At 61.6% G+C, this 17,485-nt stretch carries 19 protein-coding genes; 13 read left to right on the top strand and 6 right to left on the bottom strand.

The genetic code is table 11. From position 1 onward, the window contains the following. The first annotated feature begins 6 nt into the window (after positions 1–6). The 5 genes from pstA (at position 7) to FBX99_RS21130 (ending at position 5,715) form a co-directional block, all read left to right on the top strand. A complete protein-coding gene (gene pstA, locus FBX99_RS21150) occupies positions 7–1,677 on the top strand; it encodes a phosphate ABC transporter permease PstA (protein ID WP_144929018.1) in 1,671 nt (556 codons plus the stop codon). A 93-nt stretch (positions 1,678–1,770) separates the two neighbouring features. Next, the gene (gene pstB / locus FBX99_RS21145; RefSeq protein ID WP_047703856.1) at positions 1,771–2,604 is read left to right on the top strand and encodes a phosphate ABC transporter ATP-binding protein PstB; all 834 of its coding nucleotides are present in this window, start codon (positions 1,771–1,773) and stop codon (positions 2,602–2,604) included. Positions 2,605–2,715: 111 nt separating this feature from the next. Beyond that, positions 2,716–3,477, top strand: a complete 762-nt coding sequence (phoU, locus tag FBX99_RS21140; RefSeq protein WP_144929020.1) for a phosphate signaling complex protein PhoU — start codon at positions 2,716–2,718, stop codon at positions 3,475–3,477. Between the two features lie 167 nt (positions 3,478–3,644). Then, entirely contained in the window at positions 3,645–4,592 is a 948-nt protein-coding gene (locus FBX99_RS21135; RefSeq protein WP_144929022.1) for a response regulator, read from the top strand. Positions 4,593–4,818: 226 nt separating this feature from the next. After that, positions 4,819–5,715: a M23 family metallopeptidase gene (locus tag FBX99_RS21130; RefSeq protein ID WP_145132775.1), complete on the top strand. Its 897-nt coding sequence runs from the start codon at positions 4,819–4,821 to the stop codon at positions 5,713–5,715. A gap of 141 nt (positions 5,716–5,856) precedes the next feature. Here the strand turns inward: FBX99_RS21130 and FBX99_RS21125 are convergent, their stop codons facing one another. The 3 genes from FBX99_RS21125 to phoB form a co-directional block, all read right to left on the bottom strand. Continuing rightward, entirely contained in the window at positions 5,857–7,197 is a 1,341-nt protein-coding gene (locus FBX99_RS21125) for a hemolysin family protein (protein WP_144929026.1), read from the bottom strand. A gap of 124 nt (positions 7,198–7,321) precedes the next feature. Next, entirely contained in the window at positions 7,322–8,644 is a 1,323-nt protein-coding gene (phoR, locus tag FBX99_RS21120) for a phosphate regulon sensor histidine kinase PhoR (RefSeq protein ID WP_145132773.1), read from the bottom strand. 112 nt (positions 8,645–8,756) lie between these two features. Next, a complete protein-coding gene (phoB, locus tag FBX99_RS21115) occupies positions 8,757–9,446 on the bottom strand; it encodes a phosphate regulon transcriptional regulator PhoB (protein WP_003177195.1) in 690 nt (229 codons plus the stop codon). Positions 9,447–9,598: 152 nt separating this feature from the next. Between phoB and FBX99_RS21110 the strand changes: the two genes are divergently transcribed. Beyond that, the gene (locus tag FBX99_RS21110; RefSeq protein ID WP_144929030.1) at positions 9,599–9,988 is read left to right on the top strand and encodes a hypothetical protein; all 390 of its coding nucleotides are present in this window, start codon (positions 9,599–9,601) and stop codon (positions 9,986–9,988) included. Positions 9,989–10,058: 70 nt separating this feature from the next. Here the strand turns inward: FBX99_RS21110 and ubiA are convergent, their stop codons facing one another. Both ubiA and FBX99_RS21100 read right to left on the bottom strand, forming a co-directional pair. After that, positions 10,059–10,949, bottom strand: a complete 891-nt coding sequence (gene ubiA, locus FBX99_RS21105; protein WP_144929032.1) for a 4-hydroxybenzoate octaprenyltransferase — start codon at positions 10,947–10,949, stop codon at positions 10,059–10,061. Continuing rightward, entirely contained in the window at positions 10,949–11,512 is a 564-nt protein-coding gene (locus FBX99_RS21100) for a chorismate lyase (RefSeq protein ID WP_144929034.1), read from the bottom strand. The genes ubiA and FBX99_RS21100 overlap by 1 nt, the downstream gene beginning before the upstream one ends. A gap of 174 nt (positions 11,513–11,686) precedes the next feature. Between FBX99_RS21100 and FBX99_RS21095 the strand changes: the two genes are divergently transcribed. The 3 genes from FBX99_RS21095 to FBX99_RS21085 all read left to right on the top strand — a co-directional run bounded on the left by FBX99_RS21095 (position 11,687) and on the right by FBX99_RS21085 (position 13,504). Then, entirely contained in the window at positions 11,687–11,854 is a 168-nt protein-coding gene (locus FBX99_RS21095; RefSeq protein ID WP_144929036.1) for a rubredoxin, read from the top strand. Between the two features lie 33 nt (positions 11,855–11,887). After that, positions 11,888–13,036, top strand: coding sequence for an NAD(P)/FAD-dependent oxidoreductase (locus FBX99_RS21090; RefSeq protein ID WP_145132771.1), 1,149 nt, complete (start codon positions 11,888–11,890; stop codon positions 13,034–13,036). Between the two features lie 192 nt (positions 13,037–13,228). After that, positions 13,229–13,504: an HU family DNA-binding protein gene (locus tag FBX99_RS21085; protein WP_144929040.1), complete on the top strand. Its 276-nt coding sequence runs from the start codon at positions 13,229–13,231 to the stop codon at positions 13,502–13,504. A gap of 123 nt (positions 13,505–13,627) precedes the next feature. Here the strand turns inward: FBX99_RS21085 and FBX99_RS21080 are convergent, their stop codons facing one another. Next, positions 13,628–13,990: a hypothetical protein gene (locus tag FBX99_RS21080; RefSeq protein WP_144929113.1), complete on the bottom strand. Its 363-nt coding sequence runs from the start codon at positions 13,988–13,990 to the stop codon at positions 13,628–13,630. 176 nt (positions 13,991–14,166) lie between these two features. On the opposite strand from FBX99_RS21080, the gene FBX99_RS21075 reads away from it, so the two are divergent. The 4 genes from FBX99_RS21075 to FBX99_RS21060 all read left to right on the top strand — a co-directional run bounded on the left by FBX99_RS21075 (position 14,167) and on the right by FBX99_RS21060 (position 17,333). Then, a complete protein-coding gene (locus FBX99_RS21075) occupies positions 14,167–14,883 on the top strand; it encodes a class I SAM-dependent methyltransferase (RefSeq protein ID WP_144929042.1) in 717 nt (238 codons plus the stop codon). Positions 14,884–15,045: 162 nt separating this feature from the next. Then, positions 15,046–15,480 carry a DcrB-related protein gene (locus FBX99_RS21070; RefSeq protein ID WP_144929044.1) on the top strand — a complete coding sequence of 145 codons (435 nt, stop codon included), beginning with the start codon at positions 15,046–15,048 and terminating at the stop codon, positions 15,478–15,480. Between the two features lie 27 nt (positions 15,481–15,507). Beyond that, positions 15,508–16,803 carry a PAAR domain-containing protein gene (locus FBX99_RS21065; protein ID WP_145132769.1) on the top strand — a complete coding sequence of 432 codons (1,296 nt, stop codon included), beginning with the start codon at positions 15,508–15,510 and terminating at the stop codon, positions 16,801–16,803. After that, positions 16,800–17,333 (top strand): hypothetical protein, encoded by a 534-nt coding sequence (locus FBX99_RS21060; RefSeq protein ID WP_144929048.1) that lies wholly within the window; start codon positions 16,800–16,802, stop codon positions 17,331–17,333. Before FBX99_RS21065 ends, FBX99_RS21060 begins: the two co-directional genes overlap by 4 nt. Positions 17,334–17,485 lie beyond the last annotated feature (152 nt).

Here is a 17,485-nt window from a genome sequence, read left to right as displayed (position 1 = left end):
AAGTCTGTGAAACAGAACTCCCTGAAAGGATGGTTCAAGAGCGGCGCCCCCGGCGTCTGGATCAGCGGCGGCGCAGTGTCCATCGCTGTCATCATGACCATTGGCCTGCTGGCGGTGATCGCCGTGCGCGGCCTGGGCCATTTCTGGCCGGCGGACCTGATCCACGCCAACTACAACGTGCCGGGCATGCCCGCGCACCTGGTGGTCGGTGAAGTGGTGCAGAAGGAAGAAGTGCCTCGTGAGCGCCTGAAGAGCGCCGGCCTGCCGGTGCCGGACGAAGGCCCCGAGTTCATGACCCGCGAGCTGATCAAGGTCGGCAACCGGGACCTGAACGGTACCGACTTCACCTGGATCGTCGGCGACTGGCTGAGCGACCAGACCACGCCGCCGGAGCTGATGGCCATCGAGCGCCGTGAGTGGGGCAACTTCTACGGCTACCTGGTCAACGTCAAGGAAGAAGGCAAGGTCGTTGCCGAGGGCGAGGCCGCCTGGCCGCAGTTGCAGGCTCGCATTGCGCGGGTCAATCAGCTCGCCGCGGAACTCAAGACCCTGGAAAAATCCGACATCGGCGCCATCAACGCCGGCCTGGAGCGTATCCGCCTGCACGGTCGCAAGCTGGAGCTGGAGGGCAAGCTCGACGCCGCCGCCCAAGCCGACATGGCCAGTGAACGTGCCGAGCTCGATGCGCGCTACAAGGAAATTGAAGCGCGCCTGACCGACCTGCACACCCAGTTCAACCGCGACAGCCTGACCGCCCGCGATGCCAACGGCAAGGAAGTGGAAATTGGCATCGGCAAAGTGGTGCACGCTTATCAGCCGAACGGCATGGGCACCTTCACCAAGCTCGGTTTCTACTTCAGCAAGGTCTGGGAGTTCCTCAGCGACGACCCCCGTGAAGCCAACACCGAAGGCGGGATCTTCCCGGCGATTTTCGGCACGGTGATGATGACCCTGATCATGGCGATGATCGTGACACCATTCGGCGTGCTGGCGGCGGTCTACCTGCGTGAATACGCCCGCCAGGGCCCGATGACCCGCCTGATCCGCATTGCGGTGAACAACCTGGCGGGCGTGCCGGCCATCGTTTATGGCGTGTTCGGCCTGGGCTTCTTCGTCTATGTGCTGGGCGGCTCGGTTGACCGTCTGTTCTTCCCCGAAGCGCTGCCAGCGCCGACCTTCGGCACCCCGGGCCTGCTCTGGGCCTCCCTGACCCTGGCCCTGCTGGCGGTGCCGGTGGTGATCGTGGCGACCGAAGAAGGCCTGGCGCGAATCCCGCGAACCGTGCGTGAAGGTTCCCTGGCCCTCGGTGCCACCAAGGCCGAGACCCTGTGGAAGATCGTCCTGCCGATGGCGAGCCCGGCGATGATGACCGGCATGATCCTCGCGGTGGCCCGCGCCGCCGGTGAAGTGGCGCCGCTGATGCTGGTGGGTGTGGTGAAACTGGCGCCGTCGCTGCCGCTGGATGGCAACTACCCCTACGTGCACCTGGACCAGAAGATCATGCACTTGGGCTTCCACATCTATGACGTAGGCTTCCAGAGCCCGAACGTCGAAGCGGCGCGCCCCCTGGTCTATGCCACGGCGTTGCTGCTGGTAGTGGTGATCGCCACGTTGAACCTGTCGGCCGTGTGGATCCGTAACCACCTGCGCGAGAAGTACAAGGCGTTGGATAGCTAACAGCCAATAGCTACAAGCGGCAAGCTAGAAGCCGCTTTTGCCCAAACTTGCAGCTTGCAGCTCAAAGCTTGCAGCTACGAACGGAGTGAGCCCATGCAACACGAAGCACATACACACGGCATCAACATGTCGGCCCTGGGTCGCAACAAGCAGAGCCTGAACCTGGCCGAGGAAACCGTCGCCATCGAAGTGCCTGGCCTGAGCCTGTTCTATGGCCAGAAGCAAGCGCTGTACGACGTCAGCCTGAACATCCCGAAACAACGCGTGACCGCGTTCATCGGTCCGTCGGGCTGCGGCAAGTCGACCTTGCTGCGTACCTTCAACCGTATGAACGACCTGGTGGACGGTTGCCGCGTCGAAGGTGAAATCAACCTCTACGGCAACAACATCTACCGCAAGGGCGAAGACGTTGCGGAGCTGCGCCGTCGCGTGGGCATGGTGTTCCAGAAGCCCAACCCGTTCCCGAAGACCATCTACGAAAACGTGGTCTACGGCCTGCGCATCCAGGGCATCAACAAGAAGCGCATTCTCGACGAAGCCGTGGAATGGGCCCTCAAGGGCGCGGCGCTGTGGGATGAGGTCAAGGACCGCCTGCATGATTCGGCCCTGGGCCTGTCCGGTGGCCAGCAGCAACGCCTGGTGATTGCCCGCACCATCGCCGTGGAACCGGAAGTGTTGCTGCTCGACGAACCCTGCTCGGCCCTGGACCCGATCTCGACCTTGAAGGTCGAAGAGTTGATCTACGAGCTCAAGTCCAAGTTCACCATCGTCATCGTGACCCACAACATGCAGCAGGCGGCGCGGGTTTCCGACTACACGGCCTTCATGTACATGGGCAAGCTGGTGGAATTCGGCGATACCGACACCTTGTTTACCAATCCGGCCAAGAAGCAGACCGAAGACTACATCACGGGCCGCTATGGCTAGCGGCAGCTGCGAGCCGCGGGCTTCAAGCGGCAAGTCAAAGCGGTACGAGTCACGACACACATCAGCTTGCAGCTTGTAGCTTGCAGCTCACAGCTTTTGCGGAGCAAACCCATGATTTCGAAGGAAGGCCTTACTCACCACATTTCCGCCCAGTTCAACGCCGAGCTGGAGGAGGTACGCAGTCACCTGCTGGCCATGGGCGGCCTGGTGGAAAAGCAGGTCAATGACGCGGTGACCGCGCTGATCGAGGCCGACTCCGGCCTGGCCCAGCAGGTGCGCGAGATCGACGACCAGATCAACCAGATGGAACGCAACATCGACGAAGAGTGCTTGCGCATCCTGGCTCGCCGCCAGCCGGCCGCTTCCGACCTGAGGTTGATCATCAGCATTTCCAAATCGGTGATCGATCTCGAGCGGATTGGCGACGAAGCCACCAAGATCGCCCGTCGTGCCATTCAGTTGTGCGAAGAAGGCGAGGCGCCGCGCGGCTACGTCGAGGTTCGCCACATCGGCGACCAGGTTCGCAACATGGTTCGCGATGCGCTGGACGCCTTCGCTCGCTTCGACGCCGACCTGGCGTTGTCGGTGGCCCAATACGACAAGATCATCGACCGCGAATACAAGACCGCCCTGCGTGAGCTGGCGACCTACATGATGGAAGACCCGCGCTCGATCTCCCGGGTGTTGAGCATCATCTGGGTGCTGCGTTCCCTGGAGCGTATCGGTGATCATGCGCGTAACATCTCCGAACTTGTGATCTACCTGGTGCGCGGTACCGACGTACGGCACATGGGGCTCAAGCGCATGAAGGAAGAAGTTGAGGGCACCCCGTCGGAAACCCCTAATGTTCCGGGTGAATTTGACGATAAGTAGGATTGCCAGGAAAAGCGCCCGGCCTTCTGGTCGGGCTTTTTTTTTGCCATTTTTTTATCGACAGCAGCACCCCGTGAACGAAAAGTCCCGGCGTGACTGACGGTTTTTGGCGATGTGCCATCAGTAAAAGCGGTATGCTTGCCGGGATTTTTTAGAGGTGTATCTGGATGAGTAAGGTCAGTGTGTTGGTCGTGGACGATGCGTCGTTCATTCGTGACCTGGTGAAGAAGTGCCTGCGCAATTACTTCCCGGGCATCCGTATCGAAGATGCAGTGAACGGCAGAAAAGCCCAGGCTCTGCTGGCCCGCGAGGCGTTCGACCTGGTGCTGTGCGATTGGGAAATGCCGGAAATGTCCGGCCTTGAGTTGTTGACCTGGTGCCGTCAGCAGGACAACCTCAAGGGCATGCCGTTCGTCATGGTCACCAGCCGTGGTGACAAGGAAAACGTGGTCCAGGCGATCCAGGCCGGTGTTTCCGGTTATGTCAGCAAGCCCTTCACCAACGAACAGTTGCTGACCAAGGTCAAGCAGGCCCTGCACAAGGTCGGCAAGCTCGACACCCTGATGAACAGCGCGCCGACCAAGATGAACTCCGCGTTCGGCAATGATTCCCTCAGTGCCCTGACGGGCGGCAAGGCGGCTCCGGTCGTCGCCGCTACTGCGCCTGCGCCCACCAGGCCAGCCGCTGCGGCACCGGCCGCCCCTGCCGCTGCGCCGGCCCGTGGTCTGCTCAACAGCCCGCCGGTCAAGGCGCCTGTAGCATCCGCTTCCGTCGGCGCCAACCGCGGCCAGGGCCAGCTGCGCCTGGCCAGTGGCACCCAGCAATGCGTGATCAAGGCCCTGAGCCTCAAGGAAGCGCTGCTGCTGGTCAAACGCTCCGATACTCTGCCGCAAGTGCTCGAAAGCTCGGTGCTGGACATGGAGCAGGGCGACAACGCCGAAACCGCGCGCCTGAACGGCTACCTGCACGCTATCGTTGCCCACGAACAGACGCCGGACAGCGAGTGGCTGCAACTGACCTTCCGCTTCGTCGACAAAGACCCGCAGAAACTCGACTACATCTCCCGCCTGATCGCCCGCGGTACCGCGCAGAAGCACTTCGTACCGGGCGCCTGATCCAGCGGCGCTTTCAGAGATCGTTCCCACGCTCTGCGTGGGAATGCCTCCACGGACGCTCTGCGTTCGGTTTTGAGGGCCGCGGAGCGTCCCAGGCTGCTTTCCCACGCGGAGCGTGGGAACGATCACCTCATTGATTCAACTCTGAAACATCCGTCGATTACGCGGGTCCATCCCAACTGCTAGGCTGCTGTGCAAGCCTACATTTTCGACAGAACCTTTGCCCATGCTCGCGCCCTTGTTGTTCGCCTGCAGTCTTGTACTGGCCTCCACGTCGGCCATGGCCATGACCATCTACAAATCCACCGATGCCAACGGCGTGGTGTCCTATAGCGACCGCCCCAGCCGAGGCGCCCAGGTGTTCGTCTTTCGCGACCGCATGGTCGAGCACCTGGAGCGTCAGGTGTTTCTCGATATCAAGAAGCAAAAGGGTGCGGACGCTGTGTTCGTACGCAATGACCTGTACGCACCGGTTGAGATCGAGTTGAGTTTCGCCGGCCTGGACAATGTGAGCGGAGCACCGAGCCGGCCGATTCGGCGGGTCCTGCCGGCGCGCAGCAACCTGCGCCTGGCGCTGCTCACGGCCATCCAGCCCGCAAAGCCGTTGATGTACACCCCCAGGTTCGAATATTCGCTGGGTGACCCGACGGACGCGGCACAGGCCTATCGCTACCCGTTGCCATGGCGCGGTGGACCGTTCCGGCTGAGCCAGGGCGCCAACGGTCAGTACAGCCACTACGGTCCGAAGAACCGCTACGCCATGGACATCGCCATGCCCGTAGGTACGCCGATCATTGCGGCGCGGGGCGGCGTGGTGATCAAGACCGAGAATGAACAGACCGGCCGTGGCGACGACCCTTCGGGCAACTTCGTGCGGGTGTTGCACGACGACGGCACCATGGGTGTCTATCTGCATCTGCAGAAAGGTTCGGTGAGCGTTCGGGAAGGGCAGCGGGTGGCGGTGGGCACGCCCTTGGCGTTATCGGGCAACACCGGCAACAGCTCCGGACCGCACCTGCATTTCGTGGTGCAGCGCAACACCGGGTTGGGGCTGGTGTCGATTCCCTACCAGTTCGATCAACCGGTGGGGGAGTTGCCCAACTTTGCGGTGGGCAAGCAGTGATGGGGTGTCAGGGCTGACGCCATCGCGAGCAGGCTCGCTCCCACAATGGACCTGCTGTGAACACAAACTCTCGGCAAACAGGGATCCATGTGGGAGCGAGCCTGCTCGCGATGGCAGCGCCGCGGATCTTGAGTCAACGACTCAATCGAGCATCAACACCTTCGCCAGAATGATCTTCGGCCCTTTCATCTTCTTGATGATGATCCGCAGGCCTTCGACTTCCAGCACTTCTTCCTCTTCCGGCACTCGCTTGAGGGTTTCGTAGACCAGCCCGGCAAGCGTCTCGGCTTCGATATGGTCCAGGTCGATCCCCAGCAGGCGCTCGACCTTGAACAGTGGCGTGTCGCCGCGTACCAGCAGCTTGCCCGGCTGGTAGGCCAGAATGCCGCGCTCGGCCTTGCGGTGTTCGTCCTGGATATCGCCCACCAGCACTTCCAGCACGTCTTCCATGGTCAGGTAGCCGATGATGTTGCCGTCGGCTTCCTCGACCACGGCGAAGTGCGAGCCGCCCTTGCGGAACTGCTCCAGCAATTGCGACAACGGCATGTGCCGGGATACGCGCTCCAGGGGACGGGTCAGTTCGGCCAGGTTGAACGACTCGGGGATGTGGTCCAGGGCTGCCAGTTCCAGCAACAGGTCCTTGATGTGCAACAGGCCGACGAACTCCTGGCGCTCGCTGTCGTACACCGGGTAGCGGCTGAACTTGTGACGACGGAACAGCGCCAGGATTTCCTTGAGTGGCGCATTGAATTCCAGCGTCACCAGGTCTTCCCGGGAGTTGGCCCAATCCACCACTTCCAGCTCGCCCATCTCCACGGCCGACGCGAGGACGCGCATGCCCTGGTCGCTCGGGTCCTGGCCACGGCTGGAGTGCAGGATCAGCTTCAGCTCTTCACGGCTGTAATGGTGCTCGTGATGAGGGCCGGGTTCGCCTTGGCCGGCGATGCGCAGGATGGCGTTGGCGCTGGCATTGAGCAGATAGATCGCCGGGTACATGAGCCAGTAGAACAGGTACAGCGGCACGGCGGTCCACAGCGACAGCAGCTCGGGTTTGCGGATCGCCCAGGATTTGGGCGCCAGCTCACCGACCACGATGTGCAGGTACGAAATAATGAAGAACGCGGTGAAAAACGAAATACCCTTGATCAACTCTGGCGACTGAACGCCTACCAGGTCCAGCAACGGTTCGAGGATGTGGGCGAACGCCGGCTCGCCCACCCAGCCCAGGCCCAGGGAGGCGAGGGTGATACCCAGCTGACAGGCGGACAGATAGGCGTCGAGCTGACTGTGGACGGTGCGCAGGATGTGCCCGCGCCAGCCGTTCTGGTCGGCAATGGCTTCGACCCGGGTCGAGCGTAGCTTGACCATGGCGAATTCGGCCGCAACGAAAAAACCGTTGAGCAGAACCAGGACCAGAGCAAAAAGAATCATGCCGAATTCGGCGAAGAGTGTAACGAGGGACAAGCCAGGGGAAGGGTCCATGATGGAGTTTTGCAGGTTCCGTAGTAGCTGTAGAGGTTAAAAATGAGGGCCTGAAAAAGCAGGCAGAAGTCAGCCAATGTAGCGGCTGACTCGGCGATTGCCTAGAGGGAAGTACCGATCGGTGTCAATCGGCACGGCTGGCGAGACGTGCGTGGACCACCTGCGCCGGGGCGAAGTGGCAGGTAAATGTGCTGCCGTGGGCGGGTACGCTACTGATTTCCATGCGCCCGCGATGACGCAGCAGCACGTGCTTGACGATGGCCAGGCCCAACCCGGTGCCTCCCGTGTTTGAGTTGCGACTGGAGTCGACGCGGTAGAAGCGCTCGGTCAGGCGGGGCAGGTGTTTGCTGTCGATGCCGATACCCGAATCCTGCACACTCAGATGCGCACCTTGCACATCGCCCCACCAACGGATGTGGATGCGGCCTTGCTCCGGCGTGTACTTGACCGCGTTGAACACCAGGTTGGAAAACGCGCTGCGCAGTTCCGCCTCGCTGCCCTTGAGCTGCACCGCAGGGTCAACTTCCTGGGTAATGGTCTGCTGCTTGGGACCGGATAGCTCCTGGGCGTCCTCGCTGATGATCTGCAGCAGGTCGTCGACGGGTACCGGCTGGTTGTCCGACGGGTAATCGGTGGCCTCCAGCTTTGCCAGCAACAGCAAATCGTTGAGCAGGGTCTGCATGCGTCCGCCCTGTTGCTGCATTTGCTGCAAGGCTCGACTCCAGCGTGGGTTCACCTCTTCGACGTTGTCGAGCAGGGTCTCCAGGTAACCGCAGATCACCGTCAACGGTGTGCGCAGTTCGTGGGACACGTTGGCGATGAAGTCCTTGCGCATCTGTTCCAACTGATGGATGCGGGTGACGTCGCGCACCAGCATCAAGTGCTCGTTGTTGCCGTAGCGGGTGATGTACAACTGGATGCGCAGTCGGTCGTTGGTGGGCGAGGGAATCTCCAGCGGCTCGGCGTAGTTGTCCTGCTCGAAATACTCCTTGAAGCGCGGATGACGTACCAGGTTGGTCACCGGCTGACCGCTGTCCTGGGGCGTCTTGAGGCCCAGCAGAGTCTCGGCGGCGCGGTTCCACCATTCCAGGTTGCCATCGCTGTCGAGCATGATCACCGCGTCTTTCAGCGCGGCTGTGGACTCCTGGACCCGGTCGATCACCGCTTGCAGGCGGCCGCGCACGCGCTGGTCGCGCCGTTGCAGGTGATAGATGCTGTCGAACACTTCGCCCCACAGGCCATAGCCGTCGGGTGGCGCTTCGTCGGGTTTGTGCAGGCGTAGCCATTCATGCAGGCGCAGCAATTGCTTGAGGGTCCAGGCCAGGTAAAGCCCCAGCCCAGCGGCCAGGCTCCAGCCGTAATAGCCGCTGATCAGGCCGATCAGCAAACAGCCGGTCACCAGCAACAACATGTGGCGAATCAGGGTGCCATGCCAGTTTTGATTCACGGGGCTTCCTTTGGAAACAGCTGAAAGCTGCAAGCTTCAAGCTGCAAGTTTGAAGCGGGTCGGTAGTGGCTTTTGCTTGCAGCTTGTAGCTTGAAACTCGCAGCCGCTTTTCTCATGCCTTGGTAGAAAAACGATAACCGGTGCCGCGTACGGTTTGTACCAGATTCTCGTAGGCGTCACCGAGGGCTTTGCGCAGGCGGCGGATGTGCACATCCACGGTGCGTTCCTCGACATAGACGTTGCCGCCCCAGACCTGATCCAGCAGTTGCCCGCGGGTGTAGGCGCGCTCCTGGTGAGTCATGAAGAATTGCAGCAGGCGATATTCGGTCGGGCCCATCTCGGCGGGCTTGCCGTCGATGGTCACGCGGTGGCTGATGGGGTCCAGCAGCAGGCCGCCGACTTCAATCGGCGCTTCGCCATCGGTTGGCCCGGCGCGACGCAACACGGCTTTCAGGCGCGCCACCAACTCCCGTGGGGAAAACGGCTTGGTGATGTAGTCATCCGCGCCCACTTCCAGGCCCTGGATCTTGTTGTCTTCCTCGCCCTTGGCGGTGAGCATGATGATCGGGATGTCCCCGGTCAGCTCATCGCGCTTGAGGCGGCGCGCCAGCTCGATGCCGGACGTGCCGGGCAGCATCCAGTCCAGCAGGATCAGATCGGGCTTGCGGTCGACGATGATGGCGTGGGCCTGTTGGGAGTTCTCTGCTTCCATGCAGTCATAGCCGGCCATCTCCAACGCAACGGCAATCATCTCGCGGATGGGCGCCTCGTCGTCGACGATCAGAATGCTCCTGCCAACCATGGGGTAATCCTCTTGTCATTTAACTGTCTTGCGCCGCATTAGATAACGGAATTATTGCAGTCGTGTGACAGTTATTTCCGCGTCCAACGGTAAGGAGGATTCTGGACTACGCTTTTCAGTCCGAATCCTGACAACCACAAAAGAAGGTTTCCATGACTTACTTCACCCAAACCACCAAGGCGCTGGCGATGATGGCTGCCCTGGCGCTGCCTGCGTTGGCGTTTGCGGCCGAGCCGGCGATGGTCGATAAAGAGAATGGCATGCTGACGGACCACAAGAGCATGACGTTGTATACGTTTGCTGAGGACGCGGATGGCAAATCGGCGTGCAATGGCCAATGCGCAACCAACTGGCCACCGCTCATGGCGGACAAAAATGCCAAATCCATGGGCAAATGGACGGTGATCAAGCGAGAGGATGGCTCTATGCAGTGGGCTTACAATGGCAAGCCTCTATACACCTTCATCAAGGACAAGGCGCCAGGAGAAGCGACCGGTGACGGTCTGAAGAACGGCGCCTGGAAGGCCGCGAAGGCCGACTGACGAACCACCCGCTTGGGCTGATGAAAATTCAATTGTGGCGAAGGGATAAATCCCCTCACCACAGTTGACCTCAGCGCAACCCATAATCCAGCACGATCCCCACGAAAATCGCCAACCCGGCCCAGTGGTTGTGCAGGAACGCCTGGAAGCAGCGCATCCGGTCGCGGCCACGGGTGTACCAGAACTCCCAGACAAAACATCCGGCCGCAACCACCAGCCCCAGGTGGAACCAGCCGCCCAGCTTGAACTGCGAACCGGCCAGCAGCAGGCAGCCCAGGGCCAGGCCCTGCAGCGTCAGATTGATCACCCGGTCGGCATCGCCGAACAGGATCGCCGTGGACTTCACGCCGATCCGCAAATCATCATCCCGATCGGTCATCGCGTAGTAGGTGTCGTAGGCCACTGTCCACAGCAGGTTGGCGATGTACAGCAGCCACGCGGCCGCCGGCAAATGGCCGGTTTCGGCGGTGAACGCCATCGGCATGCCCCAGGAGAACGCCGCGCCCAGGACCACTTGCGGGTAGTAGGTGTAGCGCTTCATGAACGGGTAGGTGAGGGCCAGCGCCAGCCCGCCGAAGGACAGTAGGATTGTCGGCGTATTGGTGCACAGTACCAGCAGGAAACTCACGGCCATCAGCACGGCGAAGAACACCAGGGCTTCCTTCGAACTGATCTTGCCGCTGGCCAGCGGGCGCTGTGCGGTGCGCTTGACGTGGCCGTCCACCTTGCGGTCGGCCCAATCGTTGATCACGCAGCCACCGGCGCGGGTCAGGGTCACGCCGAGGACGAAAATCACGATGTTGGCCAGCGACGGCGAGCCGTTACCGGCGATCCACAGTGCCCACAGGGTCGGCCACAGCAACAGATAAATGCCGATGGGCTTGTCCATGCGGGTCAATTGCACGAAGTCCCAGGCTCGTGGGTTGAGGCGGTTCAAGGACTTGAGCAGTTGCAGGTACATCAGTAAGTCTCCGAATAGGCACGGGCGACGCTCCACAGGCGCGGCAGGAAGATTTCCGCGACCAGCACACTCAACGCCCCGCGATCGAAACGCGAGCGCCGGCCCCACAACTCAGCGGCGCGCGCGTCGCGCGGCAGCCACTGCTCGGGATAATGGCATACCTCGATGGGGCCGCGCTGGAAGGCCTGGTCGCAGAACAACAGCTCCCCCAAGGAACGGCTGCCCAGCCCGTCCATCTGCAACCCATCGCCCTGCAATGCACTGCGGGCCGCCACGCTGCGGGCGAACACCCAAGGCTCGCCATGGCCATGCAGATACACCTCGCGCACCCAGCCTTCGCTGCCTGGGGCCAGGTCCAGCGCGGCACACTCGTCATCGCGCAATGGCTGCCAGCCCTCGAACAACGGTGCCACGCTGAAATGTCCGTCCGACAGGTGCGTGAGGCGCCGGGTCAGGGAACCTTCGTCGAACAGCCAGTCGAGTACACCAGCATCGGGACGGGGCGACAGCAGGTGCTGGGGCAACCATTGAAGTGTAGGAAATATCGAATTTGTATGCGGCACAGAGGTCTTGAATGGCAGCAAATGAGGCCGCGAGCTTACCATGTCGGACGCGGGTTTTGACTGGCCCGGCCTGCAGCCGGCCGATCATGCTTGCATCTGCCGCAAGCGATCAGTACAAAACGGCCCTGAGCCGGAAAATCCCGGCAAGGCCTGACATCTTGAGGAAGTATTGGAATGAAGAAGTGGCAATGTATCGTCTGTGGCCTGATCTACAACGAAGCTGACGGCTGGCCTGACGATGGCATCGCGCCTGGCACCCGCTGGGAGGACGTTCCAGACGATTGGCTATGCCCGGATTGCGGTGTCGGCAAAATGGATTTCGAAATGATCGATATCAGCTGATCGTTTCCCACTGTTTTTTACATGGAGAGCAACATGAGCGCACCTGTCGTCATCGTCGGTACCGGCCTGGCCGGCTACAACCTGGCCCGGGAGTTTCGCAAGCTTGATAGCGAAACCCCGCTGCTGCTGATTACCGCGGACGACGGCCGCTCCTACTCCAAGCCGATGCTGTCCACCGGCTTTGGCAAGAACAAGGACGCCGACGGCCTGAGCATGGCCGAGCCCGGGGCCATGGCCGAGCAGTTGAAGGCCGAAGTGCGCACCCATACCCGCATCAGCGGCATCGATCCGGGACACAAGCGCTTGTGGATCGGCGAAGAAGCGCTGAACTATCGCGACCTGGTCCTGGCCTGGGGCGCCGAAACCGTACGCGTACCGGTGCAGGGTGACGCGGCAGACCTGATCTTCCCCATCAACGACCTGGAAGACTACGCGCGCTTTCGCGCCGCGGCTGCCGGCAAGCGCCGGGTGCTGTTGCTGGGTGCCGGGCTGATCGGTTGTGAATTCGCCAACGACCTGATCCTCGGCGGTTACGAGGTGCAACTGGTGGCGCCCTGCGAGCAGGTCATGCCGACGCTGCTGCACCCGGCCGCCGCCGTTGCGGTGCAGGCTGGACTGGAAAGCCTGGGTGCGCGCTTCCACCTGGGACCGGTACTCAACCGCCTGCAGCGGGCGGCCGATGGATTGGAGGCGCACCTGTCCGACGGCCAGGTGATCGCCTGCGACCTGGTGGTCTCGGCCATCGGCCTGCGTCCGCGTATCGACCTGGCGGCCGCCGCCGGCCTGATGGTCAATCGGGGCGTGGTGGTCGACCGCCAGTTGAAAACATCCCACGCCAACATCTATGCCCTGGGCGACTGCGCCGAGGTCGATGGCTTGAACCTGTTGTACGTGATGCCGCTGATGAGCTGCGCCCGCGCCCTGGCCCAGACCCTGGCGGGCAATCCGACCGCTGTCGGCTACGGTCCGATGCCGATTACCGTAAAGACACCGGTATGCCCGTTGGTCGTATCGCCGCCGCCACGGGGCCGTGAAGGTGCCTGGAGCGTCGAGGGGCAGGGCTCCGACATCAAGGCGTTGTGCCGCGACGCCGAAGGCAACTTGCTGGGCTATGCCCTGACAGGCACAGCGGTGATGGAGAAACTGGCCCTGAACAAGGAACTTCCGCCCTTGCTGGCGTAAATACTGGGGGTTCTGTCGCAAAAGCCATGCTTTTGATGCCACAAAGGTCGCGCGGACACTGGCGTCGTGTCCGGGCCCGTGCCATCCTCACTCCCGTCTGCCGCAGTGTAGAGCCTGCGGTGCCTTAGAGGCTGTTTCCCAAGAGAACAGTCCAGACATAACAACAAAAAAACCGTCAAAGGGGCTTCATTCATGCGTAAACCAGAACTCGCTGCCGCCATCGCGGAAAAAGCGGACCTCACCAAAGAACAAGCCAACCGCGTCCTCAACGCCGTCCTGGAAGAAATCACCGGCGCCCTGCACCGCAAGGACAGCGTCACCCTGGTTGGCTTCGGCACTTTCCTGCAACGCCACCGTGGCGCCCGCACCGGCAAGAACCCACAAACCGGTGAGCCGGTGAAAATCAAGGCCAGCAACACGGTCGCTTTCAAGCCGGGCAAGATGTTGAAGGACAGCGTTAACCAATAATTGCTGTGGGCCCCCTCGGGCAGAGGGGATGAAGCGACAACGAAAAAAGGGCATGACGAGGGAGTCGGGTGCCCTTTTTTTATGGTTTTTTTCGGTGGTGCAGAGCCTGCTCGCGATAGCGGTCTAGCGACCCACCACCGGGTAGTGCCTGATGCGGCACGGGTAATTATTGCCATCGCCCTTGCAAATGCCATCCAGGTACCGGTAGTCGACACGCACTGACTGCCCCCTCCCAGGCCATTGCTTGCGGGGTAGTGTGGCTTGGTAATCGGGCGTTTCCGGCGTGAACGTGAGGCTCGAGCCTTCCTCCGGACATTCGGTCGCAGGTGATTTACGGCTTACTTCCAGGACCTGGGCCTGGAGCTGTGGATACGGTTGCCTCACCACCTCGATGATGCGCAGCTCCAGGCGGCAGATCTGCCACGTTGCCGCGTGCACGGGCGCGCACATCATCGGGAAAATCAAAGCCAATAGCGCACGGCGCATCGCCTGGTTGGTCATGGTTGTGCAACTCGTGGGGGCTGGAGGGAAGCTTACCCTGACGCCCAACTCAATTCGAATTGAGTTCGCCATTCCTGATGGGAATGCGGCGCATGAAATTAATGAATTTTTATTATCTCAACCGGTGACGTAGCTTGGTTCAAGGACATAGGAGAACCGCCTTGAAATCATCCTCACTTCCCTCAGCTACAAAATTCGATGCCTGCCGAGCCAATGAATACGGCCGACAAAGCCGTATCGCGTTGGCCGGGTATGACGCCTGCCAGGACTTGGCCGCCTGCATGCTGGCGGCAAGCCTCGATCAGACAGGTTCGGCGAACATCCTGGTCGTGGGCGCTGGCGGCACGGCTCAGGAGATCATTGCAATGGCAGCGTTGGAGCCAGGTTGGCGCTTCACTGCCGTCGACCCGTCCGCGCCGATGCTGGAGGCCGCCAGGCAACAGCTGGAGGCGAACGGCTTGCTCGAAAGAACATGCCTGCATCTTGGTCAGGTCCAGGACCTGGCAGCGGACGAGTCCTACGATGCCGCCACCCTGATCGGCGTGTTCCATCACCTCGATGGCGATGAGGCCAAGCGGCAGATCTTTCGCTCCATCCGGGCCCATTTGAAGCCGGGGGCTCCGCTGGTCGTGGCGGGGAACCAATACGCTTATGCCAGCCAGCCGTTGCTGCTGGCGGCCTGGGGACAACGCTGGCGGCAGCACGGCGCAAGTCCGGATGAAGTGAAGGTCAAGCTCGGCAAGATCCTTGAAGGTGCCGACCCTCCGCATTCCGAGGCAGCTGTCATGACGTTGTTGCAGGAGTCCGGATTCGGCGATGCTACCCGCTTCTTCAGCAGTCTTTTCTGGAGCGCCTGGTTGACGTGCAAGACGGCTTGAAAAGCCAGGTAGATGGGTGACCAGGGAGGCTGTGGGAGGGAGAAATGAGACGGGTGTCATGGCCCCGTAAACGGCTCCTCCCGATGCCTTGATTGTTACAATCTATTGCTTGAAGATCTGCCGCTGACTCCGCCACTCCCTTGCCTGGAAACAACCCGAATCATGCCGCTCTATCGCCTCCAAGAAGCCGACCTCGACATTCCCGACCGTTGGCAGGACCAGAGCATCAATATCTTCAAGCTGCCCGCCGTCGGAACGGCCAGGGAAGCCAGTTTCGTCATCAGCCGCGACCCGGGCCGGGGCGATACGCCGTTCAGCGACTACGTGGCCGCGCAACTGGCAAGCGCCGAGCAGCAGCTACCTGGCTTCAACCTGATCAAGCGCTGGGATTTCGCGCTCCATGGCCATGGGGCGGTGTTGCTCGATTACAGCTGGCAACGTGAAGGTCGGGAACTGATGCTGCGCCAGGTGTTCATCGACCGCCAGCCCGTGGGGTTGATCACGACGCTGACCACCACCCCGAACGATCTCGTGCACCACGAGCCGGCGTGGAAGATGGCCATGCACTCGCTCAAGCTGCGTCCACAGACTGCCTGATTACCCCGCGCGAAGACGATAACTCCAATGGACATGCTGGCCGCTGCGCGCCTTGGCGATGAAATTGCCCACGGTTTTGGTGTCGCCGCGATGGTGGCTGGGGCCGTTGCCGGCGCGTTGATCGGTGCGGCGGTGGTCGCGGCCACCGTGGCGACCGGCGGCGTGGCGCTGGCGATCATGGCCGGTTCGATTGCGGCGGGCGGTCTGTCGATGTTCCAGATCCTCAAGGGCCTGAACACCCTCTTCAACCTGCCCGAGCCGACCACGGGGGTGTTGATCATGGGCAGCCTCAACGTCCAGATCAACAACCGCAACGCGATGCGTGCGGGGGCAGACGTGTCGTCCTCGTGTTCGGGTTTGCCGATGAATCACCCGATCTGGCCATTCCCGGTGCTGATCGCCGAAGGCAGCGCAACGGTTTTCATCAACGGCAGGCCGGCGGCGCGGTTGCAGAGCAAGATGGTTTGCGGTGCGCACATCAAGAGCGGCAGCCCCAACACGTTTATTGGTGGGCCGACGGTTGCGGTCGCCTTTGTCCTCGATATCGAAGGCTGGCTGCACACAGGGCTGGAAGCCTTGGGCATGGTCGCCATGGGCGCCGCTGCGGTACTGGCGGCGATGGCTGGTGCGGCGGCCTTCGCCGGGTTCGTGGTGATCGGTGGCGCGATGATGGGGGGCATGGCGTTGTTGGGTCAGTTGGGCGACCGCCTCGGCCCCGGTTATCGCGATTTGCTCCAAGGCATTGCCGGCATGGCGCTGCTGGGCCTGGGGCCGAAAATGGCCCGCCTCGGCGCGGCCCCGACACCGCGCGCAGCGGCCTACAAGGCGGGCGTGACCGAAGCCGATATCATGGCGATTCCCAAGGGCAGCCGACCGCCGCCGCGGGATTATCTGGAAGGGCCCTATGTCGATAAGCACCTCAAGACATTCGAGGAAGAGGGCGGGAGTTTCCTGTTCACCGCGGACGATATCGCCAACCCCAAATACGGCTCGTTCAACCCGAACAAGTTCGTCATGGCAAAATCCGACCTGAATGCCGTGGTCGCCGAATACAAGAAAACCGGCGACGTGTCGGTACTGGAGTCGGCCTTGGGTTACGATCCGGGATCGCTGGTCGGCAAGGACATCTACATGATGAACCTGGACAACCCCAAGGTACTGATGCCCACCGGTAACGAAGGCGGGGTGAACTCGCTGTGGCGGCCGGGCGGCCTGACCCATCCGGGCGGCATGCGCGAAGCGGTGCTGGACAACGTGCCCATCGCCCACGGCAACGACATCAACACGTTGATGACCACCCGAGACGTAGTGAGAATCCAATGAGTAATCCACACGACAACGTGCTGTTGCTGGCGTTGGCCAATAACGATCTGGACAAGTTCCTGGTGGGCGAGCCGTTCTACTTTCTCGAAGCCAAGAGCGATAACGACGAGCCGCAGAACGTGGTGGCGGCGTTCGATCAGTTGATCATGCCGTACTGGCGCCAGACCCACGATGCCAGCTTTCCCATGCGCTTCGTCTCGGCACTGCTGACGATGCTGGCGACGTACCCGGACCGCACGCGGGCGATCTACATCGCCCATGACTGGGTCTGGTATTACCGTTTCTGCCAGGATAAACAGCGCAAGCAGCCGCAAGGCCCCTATGGCGATCTGTTTGACGTGGACATGGGGAGCGTCGCCGTTGCTCTCAAGCGCCTGCTGGAACGGTACAAGGCCGAGCTGGTGGCCGATACCCGCTGGGCGGGCGCGGCGTGGAACAGCCCGGACGGCATGTGGACGCCGTTGATGCGCTCGGCGGTGACGGTGCGCGACAAACTGGGCGGCCCGGATTTCGTGCCGGCCAACATCTGACGGGGCTGGTCCTGATGCCAGTCGGTGAGGGAAACGGTGCAAAAACCTATGGGAGCGAAGCTGAACTGGCTTAATGATCCCGGACACCTCTTAAGGGCGATATGATTCGCCCCATCAGGAGGATCCATGCAAGAGCGAAAGACCTACACCCG

It is taken from the genome of Pseudomonas sp. SJZ074 (assembly GCF_007828215.1).
Lineage (GTDB): Bacteria > Pseudomonadota > Gammaproteobacteria > Pseudomonadales > Pseudomonadaceae > Aquipseudomonas.
The sequence above is the reverse complement of the archived record's forward strand: the minus strand, read 5'-3'. Positions and strand labels throughout refer to the sequence as shown.

Coding starts and splice junctions, on each gene's coding strand:
- pstB (WP_047703856.1), top strand. CDS start 1,771: ATGCAACACGAAGCACATACACACGGCATCAACATGTCGGCCCTGGGT.
- phoU (WP_144929020.1), top strand. CDS start 2,716: ATGATTTCGAAGGAAGGCCTTACTCACCACATTTCCGCCCAGTTCAAC.
- FBX99_RS21135 (WP_144929022.1), top strand. CDS start 3,645: ATGAGTAAGGTCAGTGTGTTGGTCGTGGACGATGCGTCGTTCATTCGT.
- FBX99_RS21130 (WP_145132775.1), top strand. CDS start 4,819: ATGCTCGCGCCCTTGTTGTTCGCCTGCAGTCTTGTACTGGCCTCCACG.
- FBX99_RS21125 (WP_144929026.1), bottom strand. CDS start 7,197: ATGGACCCTTCCCCTGGCTTGTCCCTCGTTACACTCTTCGCCGAATTC.
- phoB (WP_003177195.1), bottom strand. CDS start 9,446: ATGGTTGGCAGGAGCATTCTGATCGTCGACGACGAGGCGCCCATCCGC.
- FBX99_RS21110 (WP_144929030.1), top strand. CDS start 9,599: ATGACTTACTTCACCCAAACCACCAAGGCGCTGGCGATGATGGCTGCC.
- ubiA (WP_144929032.1), bottom strand. CDS start 10,949: ATGTACCTGCAACTGCTCAAGTCCTTGAACCGCCTCAACCCACGAGCC.
- FBX99_RS21095 (WP_144929036.1), top strand. CDS start 11,687: ATGAAGAAGTGGCAATGTATCGTCTGTGGCCTGATCTACAACGAAGCT.
- FBX99_RS21090 (WP_145132771.1), top strand. CDS start 11,888: ATGAGCGCACCTGTCGTCATCGTCGGTACCGGCCTGGCCGGCTACAAC.
- FBX99_RS21085 (WP_144929040.1), top strand. CDS start 13,229: ATGCGTAAACCAGAACTCGCTGCCGCCATCGCGGAAAAAGCGGACCTC.
- FBX99_RS21080 (WP_144929113.1), bottom strand. CDS start 13,990: ATGCGCCGTGCGCTATTGGCTTTGATTTTCCCGATGATGTGCGCGCCC.
- FBX99_RS21070 (WP_144929044.1), top strand. CDS start 15,046: ATGCCGCTCTATCGCCTCCAAGAAGCCGACCTCGACATTCCCGACCGT.
- FBX99_RS21065 (WP_145132769.1), top strand. CDS start 15,508: ATGGACATGCTGGCCGCTGCGCGCCTTGGCGATGAAATTGCCCACGGT.
- FBX99_RS21060 (WP_144929048.1), top strand. CDS start 16,800: ATGAGTAATCCACACGACAACGTGCTGTTGCTGGCGTTGGCCAATAAC.